General features: G+C 45.5%; 21 protein-coding genes and 1 rRNA gene. 9 read left to right on the top strand and 13 right to left on the bottom strand.

The annotated features are described in order from the left end of the window. Positions 1-81 precede the first annotated feature (81 nt). Genes ADU22_RS15640 through cysC form a run of 5 tightly spaced genes read left to right on the top strand, consistent with a single transcriptional unit; the run spans position 82 to position 3,888 of the window. On the top strand, positions 82-867 hold the full coding sequence (locus tag ADU22_RS15640; protein ID WP_053362985.1) for a phosphosulfolactate synthase: 786 nt from the start codon (positions 82-84) through the stop codon (positions 865-867). Further along, positions 833-1,372 (top strand): histidine phosphatase family protein, encoded by a 540-nt coding sequence (locus tag ADU22_RS15635; RefSeq protein WP_053362984.1) that lies wholly within the window; start codon positions 833-835, stop codon positions 1,370-1,372. Before ADU22_RS15640 ends, ADU22_RS15635 begins: the two co-directional genes overlap by 35 nt. A gap of 23 nt (positions 1,373-1,395) precedes the next feature. Next, complete coding sequence (locus ADU22_RS15630) at positions 1,396-2,097, top strand: phosphoadenylyl-sulfate reductase (protein WP_053364600.1); 702 nt, start codon at positions 1,396-1,398, stop codon at positions 2,095-2,097. A gap of 32 nt (positions 2,098-2,129) precedes the next feature. Further along, positions 2,130-3,278: a sulfate adenylyltransferase gene (gene sat, locus ADU22_RS15625; protein ID WP_053362983.1), complete on the top strand. Its 1,149-nt coding sequence runs from the start codon at positions 2,130-2,132 to the stop codon at positions 3,276-3,278. A 10-nt stretch (positions 3,279-3,288) separates the two neighbouring features. Next, the gene (gene cysC / locus ADU22_RS15620) at positions 3,289-3,888 is read left to right on the top strand and encodes an adenylyl-sulfate kinase (protein ID WP_053362982.1); all 600 of its coding nucleotides are present in this window, start codon (positions 3,289-3,291) and stop codon (positions 3,886-3,888) included. 14 nt (positions 3,889-3,902) lie between these two features. On the opposite strand, the gene ADU22_RS15615 is transcribed toward cysC, so the two are convergent. Continuing rightward, complete coding sequence (locus ADU22_RS15615) at positions 3,903-4,484, bottom strand: YitT family protein (protein WP_353611407.1); 582 nt, start codon at positions 4,482-4,484, stop codon at positions 3,903-3,905. A gap of 263 nt (positions 4,485-4,747) precedes the next feature. Here ADU22_RS15615 and ADU22_RS15610 point away from each other — a divergent pair, with 263 nt between their 5' ends. Further along, positions 4,748-5,872, top strand: coding sequence for an NAD(P)/FAD-dependent oxidoreductase (locus ADU22_RS15610; protein ID WP_053362980.1), 1,125 nt, complete (start codon positions 4,748-4,750; stop codon positions 5,870-5,872). 120 nt (positions 5,873-5,992) lie between these two features. On the opposite strand, the gene ADU22_RS15605 is transcribed toward ADU22_RS15610, so the two are convergent. Then, positions 5,993-7,015, bottom strand: coding sequence for a VanW family protein (locus ADU22_RS15605; protein WP_053362979.1), 1,023 nt, complete (start codon positions 7,013-7,015; stop codon positions 5,993-5,995). 238 nt (positions 7,016-7,253) lie between these two features. Here ADU22_RS15605 and ADU22_RS15600 point away from each other — a divergent pair, with 238 nt between their 5' ends. Then, positions 7,254-8,405, top strand: a complete 1,152-nt coding sequence (locus ADU22_RS15600) for an iron-containing alcohol dehydrogenase (protein WP_053362978.1) — start codon at positions 7,254-7,256, stop codon at positions 8,403-8,405. 24 nt (positions 8,406-8,429) lie between these two features. Next, a complete protein-coding gene (locus tag ADU22_RS15595; RefSeq protein ID WP_053362977.1) occupies positions 8,430-9,848 on the top strand; it encodes an NAD-dependent succinate-semialdehyde dehydrogenase in 1,419 nt (472 codons plus the stop codon). Between the two features lie 62 nt (positions 9,849-9,910). On the opposite strand, the gene queE is transcribed toward ADU22_RS15595, so the two are convergent. The 6 genes from queE to ADU22_RS15560 all read right to left on the bottom strand — a co-directional run bounded on the left by queE (position 9,911) and on the right by ADU22_RS15560 (position 14,198). Continuing rightward, positions 9,911-10,639 (bottom strand): 7-carboxy-7-deazaguanine synthase QueE, encoded by a 729-nt coding sequence (gene queE / locus ADU22_RS15590; RefSeq protein WP_053362976.1) that lies wholly within the window; start codon positions 10,637-10,639, stop codon positions 9,911-9,913. Next, positions 10,632-11,147, bottom strand: coding sequence for a 6-carboxytetrahydropterin synthase QueD (gene queD, locus ADU22_RS15585; protein ID WP_502688747.1), 516 nt, complete (start codon positions 11,145-11,147; stop codon positions 10,632-10,634). Before queD ends, queE begins: the two co-directional genes overlap by 8 nt. Next, positions 11,116-11,778, bottom strand: a complete 663-nt coding sequence (queC, locus tag ADU22_RS15580; RefSeq protein ID WP_053362974.1) for a 7-cyano-7-deazaguanine synthase QueC — start codon at positions 11,776-11,778, stop codon at positions 11,116-11,118. Before queC ends, queD begins: the two co-directional genes overlap by 32 nt. Before the next feature lie 179 nt (positions 11,779-11,957). Continuing rightward, positions 11,958-12,398 carry a YwnF family protein gene (locus ADU22_RS15575; RefSeq protein ID WP_053362973.1) on the bottom strand — a complete coding sequence of 147 codons (441 nt, stop codon included), beginning with the start codon at positions 12,396-12,398 and terminating at the stop codon, positions 11,958-11,960. 21 nt (positions 12,399-12,419) lie between these two features. After that, complete coding sequence (locus ADU22_RS15570; protein WP_053362972.1) at positions 12,420-13,217, bottom strand: alpha/beta fold hydrolase; 798 nt, start codon at positions 13,215-13,217, stop codon at positions 12,420-12,422. 309 nt (positions 13,218-13,526) lie between these two features. Further along, complete coding sequence (locus tag ADU22_RS15560) at positions 13,527-14,198, bottom strand: TetR/AcrR family transcriptional regulator (protein WP_053362970.1); 672 nt, start codon at positions 14,196-14,198, stop codon at positions 13,527-13,529. 206 nt (positions 14,199-14,404) lie between these two features. On the opposite strand from ADU22_RS15560, the gene ADU22_RS15555 reads away from it, so the two are divergent. Then, positions 14,405-14,620 carry a DUF2187 family protein gene (locus ADU22_RS15555; RefSeq protein ID WP_053362969.1) on the top strand — a complete coding sequence of 72 codons (216 nt, stop codon included), beginning with the start codon at positions 14,405-14,407 and terminating at the stop codon, positions 14,618-14,620. A gap of 34 nt (positions 14,621-14,654) precedes the next feature. On the opposite strand, the gene ADU22_RS15550 is transcribed toward ADU22_RS15555, so the two are convergent. The 5 genes from ADU22_RS15550 to rrf form a co-directional block, all read right to left on the bottom strand. Next, positions 14,655-15,620, bottom strand: a complete 966-nt coding sequence (locus ADU22_RS15550) for a bile acid:sodium symporter family protein (RefSeq protein WP_053362968.1) — start codon at positions 15,618-15,620, stop codon at positions 14,655-14,657. Positions 15,621-15,726: 106 nt separating this feature from the next. Continuing rightward, positions 15,727-16,383, bottom strand: a complete 657-nt coding sequence (locus ADU22_RS15545) for a DUF3885 domain-containing protein (RefSeq protein ID WP_053362967.1) — start codon at positions 16,381-16,383, stop codon at positions 15,727-15,729. A gap of 73 nt (positions 16,384-16,456) precedes the next feature. Further along, complete coding sequence (locus tag ADU22_RS15540) at positions 16,457-17,191, bottom strand: polysaccharide deacetylase family protein (protein WP_053362966.1); 735 nt, start codon at positions 17,189-17,191, stop codon at positions 16,457-16,459. 53 nt (positions 17,192-17,244) lie between these two features. Continuing rightward, positions 17,245-18,588, bottom strand: a complete 1,344-nt coding sequence (locus ADU22_RS15535) for an aminotransferase family protein (RefSeq protein ID WP_053362965.1) — start codon at positions 18,586-18,588, stop codon at positions 17,245-17,247. Positions 18,589-18,717: 129 nt separating this feature from the next. Then, positions 18,718-18,833 (bottom strand): 5S ribosomal RNA (rrf, locus tag ADU22_RS15530). Between the last annotated feature and the right edge of the window lie 205 nt (positions 18,834-19,038).

Here is a 19,038-nt window from a genome sequence, read left to right as displayed (position 1 = left end):
CTTGGTAAAAGCCCATTATTTACACATTCGCCCAGATATTGAATAGTCTATCCTAGAAAAATAGAGGAGGGCGCTTTCCCCATGGACTTTTTACAATTACCAATGAGAACAGCCGGGAACAGAACATACGGGCTGACTTCCATTGCCGATTTTGGCACCCCGCTCGGGCGTTTACAACAAATACTGGAAGATTATCACCATATTATCGATATAGCGAAAATTGGCATTGGTTCCGCCTATGTCACCCCCAATCTGCAGCGAAAAATAGATCTTTACAAGGAATTCAAAATTAAACCATATTGCGGAGGGACATTGTTCGAAAAATGCTATTACCAAAACAAAATTCCTGAATACTTTTCTTATTTGCGTAAACTGGGAATTGAATGGGTTGAAATATCCAATGGGACATTGGATATTCCTATCAAAGAGCGCCTTGATATTATTTCCCAAGCTAAAGAAGATTTTTATGTCATAGCCGAAGTTGGCTCAAAAGATGGGAATGAAGATATGCCGATTTCAGTTTGGAAAGAAGAAATCCAGCTCTTTCTTGAAGCTGGCTGCGAATATGTCATAACAGAAGGCCGTGACTCCGGGACAGCAGGCATTTACGGAAGTAATGGAGACATCAAGTCTAATCTGATACAGGAATTGGTTAAGGGGCTGGATTCAAGGAAGATGATATTCGAGGCACCAACCGCGAAGCAGCAAATGTATTTTATCAACACCATCGGACCAAACGTTAATCTAGGCAATGTCAAGCTTGATGATGTACTTGTGCTTGAAGCCCAGCGTTGTGGATTGCGCAGTGAAACTTTTTATCTGGAGGAAACAAATGCAGCTTACCTTGATCAGGCACCTGCCCACTGAGTGGAATAAAAAAACATGGCTTCAGGGAAGACGGGATATCGGAATCTCACTGCCCTCACCAGATATCAGGAACAAAATTCTTGATAATAAATCATACCTTTGCCAATTGGAACCTTTTGATTTGATCTTGGCCAGTACCTTAAAGCGTACCCAGGAGACGGCAAATCAATATGGGTATATCCCCCAGACCGAATGCCTCCTCAATGAACTTGATTTTGGCCCTTTTGAGGGAAAGCCCAAATCAGATTTGATTGGACAATTGGGAGAAGCCTGGGAAGAGCACCCATCATCATTGGTGTTAGGAGAGAAAGTATCGGCTTTGGAAAATCGTATCCACCGTTTCCTTGAGAAGTACAGCGAGGTGCCCAACCTCCTTGTCTTCGGCCACGGAGCCTGGATCAGAGCATTGTGTTCCTATTGGCGTTATGGCCATATCAATAAAATGAATCAGCTGATAATTGAAAATAATCAATGTCTTACCTTGGAATTCAAAACATTAAGCTAGAGAGGAGGAAGGAAATGTCCAAAATACTCGATTATGAAAATTGGGACGACACAAAGGTTAGCAGCATTCTAGCAGGCCATCGTGATTACTTTGATATCCTTAAATGGGCCTATCGAGAATATCAAAAAGATATTGTCTATGCCTGCAGCTTCGGTGCAGAAGGCATTGTGCTGATCGACTTGATCTATAAAGTCGACAAGGAAGCCAGCATCAAATTCCTTGACACGGGGCTGCACTTTCCAGAAACCTATCAATTGATCGAGAAAGTCAGGCAGCGCTATCCCACCCTGAAAATAGAAATGGTTACACCCCGGATTTCCCTTAAGGAGCAGGCAAAACAGCATGGTGAGGAACTCTGGAAGGAAAACCCCAACCTTTGCTGCCAATTGCGGAAGGTTGCTCCCCTTAAAGAAGCCATTTCAGGCGCCAAGGCCTGGATTACCGGGCTAAGAAGAGAACAATCCCTCTCAAGAAGCCAAACAAAATATATTAACAAGGATGATAAATTCCAAAAAATAAAAATCTGTCCCCTCATTCACTGGACATGGGATGAAGTCCTGGCTTATATCGCCCTCAATAAGCTTCCTTATAACCCTCTTCACGACCAGGGATTCCCGAGCATTGGCTGCGCCCCTTGTACCAGACCTGCACAGCCGGGTGCCGACTCCCGGTCAGGAAGGTGGGCTGGCCTCGGTAAAACAGAATGCGGACTTCACCATAATTAATTGTTAATTCTATATATAGGGAGGAGAAGAATATGAGCACAAGCATACCTCATGGCGGGCAATTGATAAATCGAATGGACTTCAGCCTGGAGGAAGATTTGACTCGAAACTTTGTCGAGCTTGACAATATGGAATTTAGCGACCTGGAACTAATTGCAAATGGAGCCTACAGTCCAATGGAAGGTTTTATGGGGAAGGAAGATTATCAGGCTGTGGTCCATGGTATGAGGCTGTCTTCCGGCCTCCCCTGGTCACTGCCGATCACTCTTGCCATTGATGAGCAGAAAGCCTCACAATTGCATACCGGGGAAACCATCAACCTTGTCTTTAACGGGATTGTATACGGCATAATGGAAATTGCCGAGGTTTTCAAGCCTGATAAACGGATCGAAGCTGCAAAAGTCTTTCAGACGGAAGACTCCTCCCATCCAGGCGTAAACAAGCTGTTCAAACGGGGGCCGTTCTATGCGGGCGGAAAAGTAACTCTGACAAGAAAACCTCAAAAATCGATGTTTGAAGCATATTATCTGGACCCACAGCAAACGAGGGAAAAATTCCGGGAGCTCGGCTGGAATACGATTGTCGGGTTCCAGACGCGCAACCCTGTTCACCGTGCCCATGAATATATTCAAAAAACAGCACTTGAAACGGTAGATGGTCTTTTCCTTAATCCTCTTGTCGGCGAAACAAAGTCAGATGATATACCAAGTGAGATCCGCATGAAAAGCTATCAGGTCCTTCTTGAAAATTATTATCCCCAAAACCGGGTATTCCTTTCCGTGTTCCCGGCGGCAATGCGCTATGCCGGTCCCAGGGAGGCCATTTTCCACGCCATTGTCCGGAAAAATTTTGGCTGTACCCATTTCATCGTTGGCCGGGATCATGCCGGGGTTGGCAATTACTATGGCACTTATGATGCCCAAAAAATCTTCGGAAACTTTTCCGAAGAAGAGCTGGGGATTAAACCAATGTTTTTTGAACACAGCTTTTATTGCCGAAAATGTGAAAATATGGCCTCTGAAAAAACATGCCCTCATGATGCCGAGCACCATGTAATCCTTTCAGGCACAAAGGTAAGAGGAATGCTCAAAAACGGCCAGCAGCCGCCAAAGGAATTCAGCCGGCCGGAAGTGGTCGGCGTACTGATTCAGGGTATGCAGGAAGTCTACATCAAAAACTAAGGAGCCCGCCATGAATAAAAGCACCAATATTGTTTGGCATGAGGCGGCCGTGACAAGGAGTGGCCGCCACCAGCTAAAAGGCCATAAAAGCTGTGTCATTTGGTTCACCGGCCTTTCCGGTTCAGGAAAATCAACTTTGGCAAATGCACTTGATCTTCTCTTGTTCCAGCAGGGCCTCCACAGTTATGTTCTGGACGGAGACAATATCCGCCATGGTTTGAACCGGGATTTGAGTTTCGGTAAGGAAGACCGTCAGGAAAATATCCGCCGCATTGGTGAAGTTGCCAAACTGTTTGTCGATAGCGGCCAAATTGTTTGTACAGCCTTTATCTCCCCATTTCGCGAGGATAGGAACCTAGTCAGGGACATGTTCGATGAAGGCGAGTTTATCGAAGTTTATGTAAACTGTCCCATTAACATATGTGAGGACCGGGACCCTAAAGGTTTGTACCAGCGAGCAAGAAAGGGGGAAATTCCCGAGTTTACTGGCATCTCATCACCTTATGAAGCACCTGCTGAACCGGAAATCAGCCTTGATACCAGCTTAATGGGAATTGAGGACTGTGTCCGCACCATCCAGTCTTATTTAAAGGAAAGGAAAATCCTTTGATTTACAGGATCTTCTCACCTTTTTCTCCAATTGGCATGCAGCAGCAAAAGCCGTCGGACCCTCAGCTTATAAATCGAATCGATGATATTCGTTGAGAGGAACTGGCAAATCACAGCATAGATGACAATTTTATAATCAATGACAAGTGATGTCAGCATAAAAATGAAAAGATTGATCATCATCATCACTCTTCCCGGACTCAAGCTTTTATAATTGGCAATCATCAATGCGGGTATGACCATGCCGCCGCTTGAGGCACCTGCCCGAATCAGCAGCCCTMCCCCTGTACCAAAAAAAATGCTTCCTGCCGCCATATCCAAAAACAGATGCATGGGCGGCTGCTGTACATAAGGAGTCACCAAACTGACTGTCATGGAAGTTATCCCTACCGCAAAGATGGTACGGACCGTCCAGCGGAACCCAAAATAGTTCAGTCCAAACACTAAAAAGACAGCATTTGCCAGCCATAAGGCAAACCCCAGCGGCAAATCTAACCAATGGTTCATCAAAAGGGCCAAGCCTGCTCCTCCGCCAGAGGGAATGGAATGAGGAAATAGGAAGAGAGACATGGACAGCCCCTGCAGGATTGCCCCCATCAGTAGGCAAAGATGAGTCAGCATTAGCTTATACATGTTCAAATGATTGAGCTTTCATCTTGCAATTATCCACTATTATCCCCTCCAGACAAGTCCCCTTGTCCATTCTATGAACATGCCAGGGAGAATATGAAGGAAGATTGTGGAAGTCCGGTGACCAGCATAACCAAGCAAACAGCGGATCTGCTTTCTAAAATGAATACTGTCACAAGTGGAAAAGATGTATACTAAATAGGAATTTCTTTTAAAGGCGGTAATGGATCATGAAGAAAGTGATTGTAGTGGGCGGAGGAATCCTCGGTGCATCTACAGCCTACATGCTGTCAAAAATGGGAGCTGACGTTACTGTCGTGGACCGGAATGACAGAGGCCAGGCGACAGCAGCTGCTGCAGGAATCATCTGCCCCTGGGTTACCCAGCGGCGGAACAAGGCGTGGTACCAGCTTGTAAAAGCAGGGGCTAGCTTTTATCCTCAATTAATCCAGGCTTTAAAACAGGATGGTGAACACGAAACCGGCTATTCCCGGGTAGGGGCATTGATTTTACAGAAAGAGCTTGAGAAACTTGATAAACTGGAAGAGCGTGCCCTCCAAAAACGGCAGGAAGCACCTGAAATGGGGGAAATCCTTAAGCTTTCATCTCCTGAGGCCTCTTCCCTGTTTCCTCCCATTAGCGAGGAATTCTCCGCACTCCAGGTTACCGGAGCGGCCCGCGTGGATGGTCGGATGCTCCGAGATTCCCTGTTGCGGGCTGCAGGAAAAAATGGAGCAAGAGTCATCAATGGAAGCGCCGAATTAAGATATGAAGAAAAGCAAATTACCGGGATCTCCATTGATCACCAAACCATATTGGGGGATATGGTCGTTGTCTGTGCCGGTGCATGGGCAAACGAGCTTTTCTCTCCGCTAGGCGTCCATTTTGGTGTTTCATTTCAGAAGGCCCAGATTCTACACTTGGAGATTCCGAATGCTTCCACAGCAAGCTGGCCTGTAGTGATGCCCCCTGGCAACCAGTACCTGCTTGCTTTTGAAAAGGGAAAGATTGTTGCAGGCGCCACCCATGAAGATGTCGAAGAGTTTGATACGAGGATTACAGCGGGGGGATTGCGGGAAGTGTTGAACAAGGCCATTGACGCTGCTCCCGGACTGGAGAACGGGACATTTGTAGAGGCCAAGACCGGTTTTAGGCCCTTCACACCTGGATTCCTGCCTGTAATCGGTCCCCTGCCCGGCTGGAAAGGACTGATTGTCGCCAATGGCCTGGGAGCTTCCGGACTGACGATGGGGCCATACATAGGAGAGCAGCTTGCCAAGATGGCACTGGGAGCAGAGACGGAGATTGACATCAACCTATACCCTGTTGAGGGAGCTATCATGAACGAATCATAGTAAAAACCTTCTCCTCGCTTGCTTATTGTTTTTTGTTATTTAACATAAAAATATTATGTTAAGTTATGCGAACACAAATATACTTACAATTGAAAAAGCTGGCAAATGCCAGCTTTTTGCTTATACCTCTTTCTTAAGGATCCCTTCATACTGCTTCGATGTTCTCACTTCAATGGTAAGTTTCCCATTTTCAATCACCGATTTTAACAGGAAAGGTGCACCACTTGTATTTTGGAAGCGAAAATCCTTTCCCCCATAGGATACTGTTGCATCCCTGCCCTTCGGTACATAGCCGACAGTGACAGAATGGTGGTGCTTTTCCACATAATCGATACCAAGCTGGTCTACTGCGTTGAAAAGGGTTGAAGAGGTTTGGCAAATTCCTCCGCCAATACCCATCACCAGTTTCCCATTGACCGCTTCTTCGGCAGGCTGGTAGCCGTGTGCCTCATCACTTGGCCCCACGGTGGTGTTGAAAGAGAAATAATCCCCTTCGCCTATGATGACATTGTGCACAGCCTCTGCGGAAAGTTCAATATTTTTTGTCCGACCAGCTACTCCAGGGTTGAAGTGTGTTGTATATGAAGCGACGACCACTTCATCAAGAAAGGCAGCATCCTCGGGCTTGTAACCGCTCACTGTCATGTACAGGGGCAGTTCCACTTCCCCGCCCTCTTTTGAAGCTTCAAGCATTTTTTCCACAAACTCCTGTTCTTCCAGGATGACCCTTGGCTCCCCTTTAATAATTCCCCCGTTTTCATCCAGTTTATCGGGAGTATTTCGCTGGTCGTAACCAGGAGCATCATCTGTACCCCTTGCCAGTTCCTTCGCCCATTCTTCAAGTTCAGTCTTATACTTGTCTCCTGCTGTCCCAAAACCCAGTTCTTCAGGGACAATTTTCTTGATGTCTTTTTTCGTTATCGGATCAATTACAGTCACGGTGACAGGCTGAAGCTTTTTTTGTTGTTTCCCTGCCTCTCCCTTTTCTCCTTCAGCAGCATTCTTCACATCTGGCTGCATCACGACACTTTTTTTTGTACTTTCCATGTCTTTACTGTCTGCGGTTTCCCCATTCTGACTGGCGCAGCCTGTTGCTAAAACAATCATGCACCAGATCCATATGGCTTTTTTTGCTTTCCCCATGTTTCCCCCAACCCGGCTTTCTGTTTGTATTTTGTTCCCAAATAAGTTACCGGCACTCCTTTAGGAATATGTTTACATTCCCTTATTCTATTCCGTTCTCAATTAAGGTATTCCTGCTATCAAACAAAGTGAATTAAATTTGCTTCCGTTATTTTTTATTTTTTCGTAAAATTAAAATAAATTATGTAAAATGGAGGTAGTCCAATAAATCACCGCCTAAGAAGGGAGTGTTGGGAAAATGCATGGTATTTCTACATTCAAGATTGCCAATAAGCTAATCACCGGCAATGGAGCCACAGCGAAACTTAAGGAAGAAGCAGAAACCCTTGGGATGAAAAATCCGCTGATTGTTACCGACGAGATTCTTAACGAAATCGGAGTAGTGGAACAACTGGCCAAAAGTCTTGGAGGAAGTTCCTTCGGCATATTCAGCGGAGTTAAACCAGAACCGGAAGCAGCAATTGTTGAAGAATGCACCGAGGTATTTTTGTCAGGAAATCATGATGGCTTGATTGCTGTCGGAGGAGGCAGTGCCATTGACATTGCCAAAGCTGTATCAGGTTTTGCCCGGTTTGACGGGCGTATTGAAGAATTGTTCGGTACTGGCATGGTACCTCAAAAAGGCGCTCCATTGATTGCCATTCCAACAACAGCCGGAACTGGTTCGGAAGTTACAAATATCGCCATTCTCTCTGACACGGAAGCCCAATTAAAAAAAGGGATTGTCAGTGACTTCCTCCTTCCGGATACAGCAATTGTCGCCCCGGAAATGACCGTGACCATGCCGAAATCTGTCACGGCAGCCAGCGGCATCGATGCCCTTGTCCATGCCATCGAAGCTTATATTTCCGTCAACGCCTCCCCGATTACAGATGCTCTGGCCATTGGCGCGATGAAAATGATTGCAAAATTCCTGCCCAAGGCCTATGCTAATCCTGGCCATATGGAAGCGCGCGAAAACATGGCGACAGCAAGCCTGATGGCTGGAATGGCTTTTGGCAATGCCGGTGTGGGAGCGGTCCACGCGCTTGCCTATCCCCTCGGCGGACGTTATCATATCCCGCATGGAGTAAGCAATGCCTTGCTGCTCCCATATGTAATGGAATGGAACAAAATCGCCTGTCAGGAAAAATTCCGCGATATTGCCGAAGCCCTTGGCCAAAACACTTCAGGACTGTCTGATACTGAAGCAGCAGCGGCGGCAGTCGAGGCGATGAGAAGCCTTTGCGAGTCCGTCCATATTCCCAAGGGCTTGCGGAGCTTCAGCATTCCGGAAAGCGACATCCCGTCAATGGCGGAGGATGCCTCCCGGATAACAAGACTTTTAAAAAACAACCCTAGGGCCCTATCAGTGGATGATATTGAAAAAATCTACCAAACTGCTTATTGATCGGAGCAGACAAGGAGGAAAATCATGGAAAACTACTACCTATACATAAATGGAGAATGGACTGGAGAAGAATTGGAAACATTCGAAGTCAACAACCCCGCTACCTCCGAAAAGATTGCCGCAGTCCCTAACGGCGGTTATGCTGAGGCCAGAGAGGCTGCTGATGCTGCCTGCGAAGCATTTAAAAGCTGGTCTGGATATTCGGCCTATGAGAGAGCGGAGCTGATTTTGAAGTGGCATAGACTGATTGATGAAAATAAGGAAGAGCTTGCGAGGACAATGACATTGGAGCAGGGCAAACCCCTAAAAGAGGCATTAGGTGAAATCTCGTACGCAAATGGATTTGTTTCCTGGTATGCGGAAGAAGCGAAGCGCGTGTACGGCGAAACCATTCCTGCCGCTGTCCGGAACAAAAGGCTATTCGTCCAGAAACAGCCAGTCGGCGTTATCGCCGCAATCACTCCCTGGAACTTCCCTGCTGCCATGATTACCAGGAAAGTCGCACCTGCCCTCGCTGCCGGCTGTACTGTGGTGCTGAAGCCGGCAGAACAGACCCCGCTCACCGCTATTAAGCTGGCAAAGCTGGCAGAAAAAGCCGGCCTGCCTAAAGGAGTACTGAATATTGTAACTGGACGGGCACAGGAAATTGGGGAAGCATGGCTTGAAGACAGCCGGATTCGCAAGCTTACTTTTACAGGATCTACTGAAGTCGGCAAGCTGCTTATGAAGGGTTCGGCCGATACAGTTAAAAAAGTTTCCCTGGAACTCGGTGGCCATGCTCCCGTCATCGTGATGGAAGATGCTGATCTTAATAAGGCTGTCGATGGAGTTATTGCCTCGAAATTCCGGAATGCCGGACAGACATGTGTATGTTCCAATAGGATTTATGTACATGAAAAAATCGCTGCCGACTTTACGGCGAGGCTTGTGGGTAAAGTGAAGCAGCTGCAGGTAGGAAATGGTCTTGAGGAAGGCACAGACATTGGACCGCTGATCGATGAGGCGGCCATATCCAAAGTTGCCCGCCACATTGAGGATGCAGTGGAGAAAGGTGCGAAAATAGAAACCGGCGGCGAGGTGTTGGAAGGTTTATATTATTCCCCTACGGTCATTACCGGGGTGAATGACGACATGATCTGCATGAACGAAGAAACCTTTGGCCCGGTGACTCCGGTAGCGACTTTCAAGACAGAAGAAGAGGCTATTTCCCGGGCTAATGATTCAATCTACGGTCTCGCCGCCTATGTGTTTACTGAAAATATCTCTAGAGGCATCAGAATCACTGAAGCACTCGAATACGGAATCATTGGCTTGAACGATGGAATGCCATCCACACCCCAGGTTCCATTTGGAGGATTTAAGCAAAGCGGGCTCGGACGCGAGGGTGGACATTACGGCATTGAAGAGTTTCTCGAGGTGAAGTACATCTCACTGGGACTATAAAGGATTCCCCTCTAACTAAAAAAGACACTGAAAGCTGCGAATCTTTCAGTGTTTTTTTTCTATTATACTCCTCGTTTGTTTCCCCATAATAGTGTATGGAGCTGGGGCAGGACCTTGACATCATTTAATTCCTGGTCGGCTGCTACCCTGTCAATCAATGTTTCATATTTTTTTAGAAGAGAAGCAATCAGCGTCCCATTATCGGTAGTAACTGGATCATCATTGCCTATCTGGACAAAAAATGGCACACCCGGATATCGATTATGAATATTCCTCGCAAACTCGTAGTCTTCACCGGTAAATACAACGACCTTCAGGCTGATGTTTCCGGGAAAATCAGAGGAACGAAGGCGGCCAACAATGTCATCAAGCTTTTCATAATCTGTTATCATACCGGAGCTTGGCGGCTTGGGAGACAGAGTAAGTTCATCAATACTTGTCATCCACTCTTGCCATTTGCTTCCCTGGGTTTCGAGACAAAGCTTGATATTATTTTCCTTCAGCACGGTGACAAGGCCATCCAGGTTCTTAAGAAGTGCGGGATTTCCGCCTGAAATTGTCACATGGGAAAACCTTGCTCCCCCAAGAGACTTTAGCTCCTCCCATATTTGTAAAGGCTCCATCTGGCGGATCAAGTGTTTGCCCGTCCCATCCCAGGTAAACGAAGAGTCACACCAGGAACAGGAATAGTCACATCCGGCAGTGCGGACAAACATGGTCTTCTGTCCGATCACCATGCCTTCCCCCTGGATGGTAGGGCCGAAAATTTCCATGACAGGTATTTTACTCAACCTCCATCCACTCCCTTCTTGCTTCCGCATAGCTGGTAGGAGTCTCATATAAACGGACGAATTCGACCCTCGCGCCATCATACACTCTCTTCCGCTCTTCCTTTTCAAGTGCCTCTGCCATTTGTTCGTATATCCATACCACCATATTTTCGGCCGTTGTATTCATCGGCGGCAGCGTTTCGTTTAAATACTTATGGTCAAGGTGGATTTCAATTTCTGTTTTCCAAATTTCCTTGATGTTGCCAAAATCAATCAGCAGGCCCCTGTCGTCAACAAAGCCGCTTAGTCCGAAAATGACTCTGTACGTGTGGCCATGAAGGTTTTTGCATTTTCCCTCATATGCATGCAAGTGATGGGCCGAATCAAAGGTGAACTCTTTGCTGACAAGAACACGCTTGTGATGGTATTTCAGCTGGTCCCTTTGAATATCCTCGTCCATCTTCTGGAGCTTTTCAACAATTCGAAAACCGTACATATTATTGCTCCTCTCTGACAACCAGATAATCATCAAGACCATTCTTACGCAAGCGACATGCAGGGCATTCGCCACAGCCATCCGCGATGACTCCGTTGTAGCAGGTTAATGTTTTTTCCCTAACAAACTCGAAGGCCCCCAATTCATCTGCCAGCTGCCATGTCTCCGCTTTGTCGAGCCACATTAATGGTGTATGAATGACAAAGTCTTCTTCCATTGACAGATTAAGAGTAACATTGAGGGATTTGACAAAAATGTCCCGGCAATCAGGATAGCCGCTGAAATCTGTTTCACACACTCCCGTAATGATATGCCTGGCACCCACCTGGCTCGCCAGGACTCCCGCAAATGACATAAATAATAAATTCCGGCCTGGGACAAATGTCGACGGCAGGCCGCCGTCTTCGCCATCCTTCACTTCAATATCACTACGGGTCAATGCATTCGGAGCCAGCTGGTTCAGCAGGCTCATGTCCAGGATATGATGCCGAATCTTCAGCTCTTCCGCAATTTTCCTGGCACACTCTACTTCACTGCTGTGCCTTTGATTGTAATCAAATGTCACAGCCTCTACTTCTTCAAATCGTTCCATCGCCCAAAACAGGCAAGTCGTACTGTCCTGTCCGCCGCTGAATACAACAATTGCTTTTTCGTTTTTTTTCATGATGTTCTCCCTTTCAACGAAAAAACAGCGCCACTAAAGAAAGCAGCACTGTTTTCCCTAGTTTTTTCAAGAGGGTAGCTAGAACCTCCCGCGATTTCAAAATCGCTTTTAAATTGTCCTGTTTCATTTTAACATAATTTCCGCGCTGTACGATTTCTTTTTTAACTCGTTCAGGCCTGTTAATCCAGCAATCGTTTCCGGTTGTTTTCTTCAATCAGGAAATTGATAAAAAGATTGATCGTTTTAGAGGCCGGCTCGTTTTTAATCTGCTGGATATATTGCTTTTTATGAAAGTCATTGGCTATTTCACTATTCTTTATCCGGTCAATCATATAATTGGCACTTTTTTTACGCAGTTCCTTCTGCTGGATCCTCACTTCCTTGAACAAGGCAGCTCCAATCGCTCCCATCAAGGCAAACAGGCCAATGGCAAGGGCATTCTCTCCATTAATGTCTCCAGTAAATATCATAAAAATCAGGTTGAAGGCAGATACGAGCAAAAGAGGCAATGTCCAAATACTGTATTTAGAGATCTTCTTCATATAAGGTCCAATGACTTCCTGAAGCTGATCAAGTTCCCTTTTAATATAGCCAGGCATTTCCGACATGAATAACTTCAACAGAACACACCCTTCCTTTTATTATGCATTCAAGACTGTGCTGCATTTAAGATTCTTTAAAAAGGCAATTGAAAGCTCATTAAATTTTTTATGCTGGTCTACATTGCATACATGGCCGCTATCCTCAATGATGGACAACGAAGCAAAGCTGTTCCGTTTTACTACTTCTTCGACAGGCAGCAGAAACATATAGTCTTCCTTCCCCATAATGTACAGGGTAGGAATATTAACGGGGTCTTCTTCAAATTCCACCAGCAAAGGGGCAACATCCTTGGTTAGTTTGAACCACCGGATAAACTCCTTCTGGTAGAGTTTTTTTGCCTGCTCCACAAACATCAGACGTGATTTTTTATGTCTTTCATTCGGCATCAGGCACCAGGCGAACAGACGGTACAGCCACATATAAGGAAGGATTTTTTTGCATACATTCCCCAAGAACATCAAGGTTTTAACACGCGTGTTCAAGCGGATGACTGCCCCGCCCATTACCATCGATTTCACTCTGTCCGGCTCCATTTTAGCTATGTTGCGAATCAGGATAGTCCCCAGGGACATGCCAATAAAATGTGCTGAACGGATGTTGAGATGATCAAGTACTTGAATTACATCAATACTTACTTCATCAAAGGAGTAGCTATGTTTTGATTTTATTATATCCTTAGAGTTTCCGTGTCCTCTAAGGTCAATCAGCAATATATTAAAATGTTTCTTGAACTCTTTTATTTGTTTATACCAGATTGACGAACTTCCACCTGCACCATGTATGAACACCGTCCATTCATGACTGGGGGTCAATTCAAAGGTCTTGTAGTAAAGCATGAATCCCTCCGGCTTAGAAATAGTTTCCTGGATTTATGGAATGATAGTCCTGATATCTTTGCAGTCTTTTATCCATACCCGGAAAAGACATATACAAAGCAAATGCTCTTACCATGTTGGTAAAATCCTTTCCAAACAAAAAAGACCTTTACCAATCATGCAATTGATAAAGGTCTTGCTAACAACTGGCGTTGCCAGCAAAGCCGGGAGGGTCTCCTCCGTAATGACGACTCTGCTGTAAAAGCTACTCCCCTTTAAGAGAATCTCACAATATAGAATATTATAGATAAGATAATAATTTCTGTCAAATTATCCGTTTTCATTTCCCAGTAAAGTCCTTGACCCGGACCGTAATTGAACCAGGATTTCGGGAGGAAAAACCATTCGGCAGATAATTTTTGCAATTTCGTCATAACTGGTTTTTTTTCCGCATTCCAATTTCATCTCAGGAATTCTTTCCACGAGAAAAAGAATGGACCAGGCAACAGAATCGAGGTCTAAATCATTCCATGTAAGCCCCTCATTTTGAGCCTGCTTCAGACCTTTATGAATGTTATCATGAAGTTTTTTCCTTCCCTCGGCAAGCACTTCTGCCAGCTCTCCATCGTGTGGAAGCAATTCAGGAAGGACACGGTGGAGCCCCAATTTATCAAGGCGGGAAAAATGCGCCTCCAATGAAGAAGAAAGCAGCGCCTCTGGATTCTTATCCAGCCAGCTTGGCTCTGGAGGAACAAGCCTGTCCAGCTGATCTTTCAGCAAGGCCATCAACAACTGTCTCTTATCTGAGAAGTATCGATAAAATGTGCCCGTGGCAACCATTGCGTGAGCCGCAATCTCTTTTGCTGTTGTATGCTCATAGCCTTTTTCAATAAATAAAATGCGGCCGCTTTCCAACAACGCCTTCCTTTTTTGGAGGGCCCTTTCCTGCTTCGGCAGGGAAGGAAAAGATCCTACGAGCTGCTGTTGGTCTTGGTCTTGCATAGTATCACCTCCTCATTATTATAGCATAAGATAAAAAGTGAACCCTAATTCACCTTTTTCGTTGACAGGTTCGATTACGATATGGAATACTTGAACCAGAGTTCATGTTTATCGATTATTTGTTTTTACACCCCTCTTCAAATAATGGATATTCATGGACCACTCTAATTAACTACCCATCCCTTGCAGAAGGAGTGTCAAAATAAATGGATGCATCCGCAAATAAACAGAGGACCTTACAGAATGTAGAGGTTGGCGACCTGGTCCTTTGCAGCCGCCATGGATTCGCCTTTTTCGGCACTGTAACAAAGGTTAAGGAATCGAGTATCATCGTAAAAATAAGTCAGGATGATGCTCAGAAGCTAGACCTGGAAACTCCATTCACAGTGGTTTCACATAAAAATTACGTCATTAAACAATAAAGGACCACGCCTGAATACGGCCTGGTCCTTAAGCTTATGCTGTATGGGTCTTTTCATAATATCTCCGGCTGTAATGGCGGTCCACAAAAAATCCATAAAAAGATGCCAGGACCTGCTGAAAAAGCATTCCGACAACGACGGGAACCGCTACAGGCGGAGGGAAGTAGGAAACCGCAAGGACGGCACCCGCACTGATATTCCTCATTCCTCCGGTAAATGTCAAGGCAATAACTGTATCCCTGTCTCCTTTAAACAGTTTTCCGATGAAGAAGGACAGTAAATAGCCCGTGAAAGCGATGAAAAAGACAATCGCCGTAATTTGCAGGAGTTTCATATCAATTGTGCGCAAATATGGAGAAACGGCAGCAGAATTGATCATAACTACCACGGCAAGGCCAAGTTTGGAAAACGGCGCAAGCTTCGGGCTGAGAATCGTCTTGGCCTTTCCTTTAGTCACCTGATTTAAAAGCATTCCCAGAATGGATGGAACAACAACCATTCCAAAAAGTCCGCCCATGATGCTGAGCACGTCCATTTCCACCCTGCTGCCCACCATCAGCGTCAGAGTAAAAGGCACAATGAAAGGAGAAAGAATGGTATCAATTATGATGATGGATAAGGTCAAAGCAATATTGCCCCGATAGATGGCCACCCAGATTAAACTGGAAATACCAGTTGGGATGGTCATACCAAGGACAATGCCAGTAATGGTGTAAGCATCTCCATTGAAGGCCAAATGGCCAACTCCCCACGCCCATGCAGGCATTAGGACATGCAGGATCACGAGCGTCAGGAATAGCGGAAAAGGGTGTTTCAGCGTTTCCTTAAAAGCATTGAGGTTCGCGCCAAGACTTCCAGCAAAGGTCATAAAAGCAAATATCCAGGGTACCCAATTAGTATAAGGTATGAATGCAGCCGCGAATGAAACACCAATCACGACACTTGCAGGAGTGATCGCAGGCATGATTCTTTCCAGCTGTTTGTTTAGCTTCTGCAGCAAATCGGACCCCTCCCTTACAAAATTAAAAACGCCAGTTCGTCCAACTGGCGTAAACGATTCTATTAATACTATACACTAACTTTCCTTGCAAGAGAATCATTTGCAATTATTTTGGAAAATCATTGAAAAGGGATTCTGCTGATTCACGGTCATTTTCAAGAATCCAGCTATTGAATTCATCATATAATGGACGCAGCTGCTCCTTATCGGCAGCGAGAATTTCACATCGACGATCTTCGTATAAATGATAGATTATTTTATTGGTATAATTGATGAAATAGATATCATGACTGTTTTGGGGAGGGTATTTCAGGATTGTTGATGGGTGGGCAAAATGTTCATAGAGAATATTTTCTATCAGCTGCAGATAGTGAATGTCTTCCTTCCTGCATGGGATAATCAAGCGATGTTCCTTCATATCCTTGCCCTCTGCCATCTTAAGAAAATGCTGAAGCCTATGGACCGTATTTTTGCGTTTAACATATTTTAAATAAATATTTAAGTATTTCCTTCCCAGAACCGATTCATTCCCTGGAGGCTGCACCACGGCTACCAGCAACAGTTCATCCTCGCTGTGGAATACTTTATGAAACAGTTGGGCAGCCCGTTGATAAGCCTGCCCCAAGGACTCAGGGTCATCGCTGTTGAAACCTGGCGGTGAAATTCCGAAGCACAGACGGCTGCTCCAGGAAGATATCAGGCCGGGTGAAAGTTCCAGGCCAGGAAAATTTTCAATTATAAATGAGTCAAGCACCCGATGCATCGCAGGACCCCCATTCCTTGTGTAAACTTAGTTCACCATAATATACTTTCAGCCCTCAATGGCATGTTCTGGTTTAGCCACCCTCCACCAACTTCTCAAACTCTTCAAGTGAAGTCGAGTACTTCACATAAATCCTTGGAAGCAGGTAAAGCTCATCTTTACTATTATTCGCTACATAAGGTCCTGGTGTAGTGGTTAGTCCAAATAAGTAATGTTTCTTTGTTTCCGCCACCACTCTCGCATTGAAAATTCCAAATGGATAAGCCAGGGCGATTACTGGCCTGCCGGTTATTTGACTGATTTTGTCCCTTGAACCTTTCAACTCTTTATCAAACTGAGTTATCTTGGTTAAATCCGGATGTGTTGCTGTATGCGACTGAACGGACATGATGCCTGAATCCGACAACCTTTTCAACTCTCCCCGGGAAAGGCGGCCTGACCTGCCAATAAAGTCGGAAATAACAAAGAGGGTTGCTTTTGGCTGAAATTGCTGGCTCTCCAGTTTTTGAAGAATGGTGAAGGCTTTAAGATTATTTTTATAACCATCGTCAATGGTGATGAAGATTGGTTTGCGGACAAGCTTGATCCTATCCCATTGTTCAAACGTCAGCGGAGTGAAGCCATGATTCCGCAAATAGTTCATCTGGTCTTCAAAGTTTTTTGGGGGAACATATAACTCCTTTGATCCCAGCCCAGTATATTCATCGATTGAATGGTAAATAAGAATAGGTACTCTTTTCTGTGCGGTAGTCTCTGCAGGAAAAAAGAAGCATAGAACGCATAGTAACAGATATGGAATGGTTTTCATCCAATCACCTTCCTCTAAATTGCTTTTCTTTAGCGTCCCACACTTCCCTTTTCCTATGATAGTTTATATTTTTGCAAGATGAGTTTCTTTTGAACAGCGATGAGGGATTGTTGAAGGATATGAAGCAATTCTTCGACTTCATGTGCTTTTATGATCAACGGAGGAGCAAAGACAATGGTATCCATCCCTTCAAATACCACTGTTCTAACCATCAGTCCGCGTTTGGCCGCCTCCTTGCTTACTTCAGGAGCAATAGGGACAGGAAAGCGCAGCTTTGTGGCAGGATCGATGATTTCCATTGCCCCTATCAGCCCTTTTCCCCTTACCTCGCCTACGATGTCCACCTCCTGCTGCAGATTCCGGAAGCCCTCCAGCATTTTAGCTCCCATGATTCTTGAATTTTCAACGAGATTTTCGCGTTCTATAATTTCAATGTTCTTCAGGGCAACGGCGCAGGCGGCCGCATGTCCGCTGTACGTATACCCATGAAGAAGCACACCTTCAGTCCTGCTGGTCAATTCCTTATGGATCTCATCAGACAAAACCACAGCCCCCAGCGGGATATAGCCGCTGGTAATTCCTTTTGCCAATAGCATTATATCCGGTATGACTTGATCATGCTCCAAAGCAAACATTTTTCCTGTCCGGCCAAACCCGGTGATGACCTCATCAGCGATAAACAGGATCTCATTCATGTCACAAAGGGTTCTTATTTCCTGAAAATAACCGTCAGGAGCAATATTCACGCCACCAGCTCCCTGTATCGGTTCAGCGATAAAGGCTGCTATTGTATCCGCCCCTTCTGCTGCAATTAGTTCTTTTAACTCGTCAGCCGAGAAGGGATCGACGTGGAGAAAATCCGGGGCCGGCGAAATAGCCATCTCGTGAAACGGCAGGATGCCGGTTGCACTCGTTGCTCCGATATTGACGCCATGATATCCTTTTTTCCTCGCAATGATTTTTGTTTTTTTCGGCTTTCCTTTTAGCTTCCAATAAAAGCGGGCCAGTTTAAAAGCGGTATCATTTGACTCTGAACCCCCAGAAGTAAAGAAAACCGCATTAAGGTGCCCTGGCGCCAGATCCGCGAGTTTGGCAGCAAGCTTGATCGCCGGCTCACTGCTCATCGAGGAAAAGCAATTGGTAAATGCAAGCTTCTTCATCTGGTCACTCGCCGCCTCAGCCAATTCGGCCCTTCCATACCCTACATTCACATTCCAAAGAGATGACATCGCTTCAAGTACCCTATGTCCAGTGATATCCGTCAAATAGACACCGCTTCCTTCTGTAAAAATAAACGGGGCACCGTGTTCCTGCTGATGTTTCAACGAAGAAGTAGGGTGTATAAAATGTTTTTTATCCAATTCAATCAGTTGTTCCTGTTTTTCAGCCTGATCCATTTTCAAACCCCCTAATAAAAAGATGGAGCAGCTCCAGCAGCTTCCTCTTAGTACATCGTATTCTTGGATTCCCTGATTATTTTACAAAAGCACAAAAAAAGAACAGCATATCAGCTGTTCTTTTCATTCGCCTGGCAGCGTCCTACTCTCACAGGGGGAAACCCCCAACTACCATCGGCGCTGAGAAGCTTAACTTCCGTGTTCGGCATGGGAACGGGTGTGACCTTCTCGCCATCGCCGCCAGACTTTTTTAAACGACATTATCTATTATAATGCCTTTTGGTTATTTTGCAAGGAAAACTTTTATTCCTTCAAAACTGGATAATGTATTTCAGAAGGTTTGCATTCGAGTATCAACCTATTGTCCAGCTCCGGCTCCTAGCCTCTCGAGTCGCTTCGGTCCATCATTTGAAGTCAAAGAGCGACTTCAATTGCTGGCCCTCCAGCGCT

Source organism: Bacillus sp. FJAT-27251, from assembly GCF_001273925.1.
In the GTDB taxonomy this organism is placed as follows: domain Bacteria; phylum Bacillota; class Bacilli; order Bacillales; family Cytobacillaceae; genus Mesobacillus_B.
This window is presented reverse-complemented; position numbering and strand designations above follow the sequence as displayed.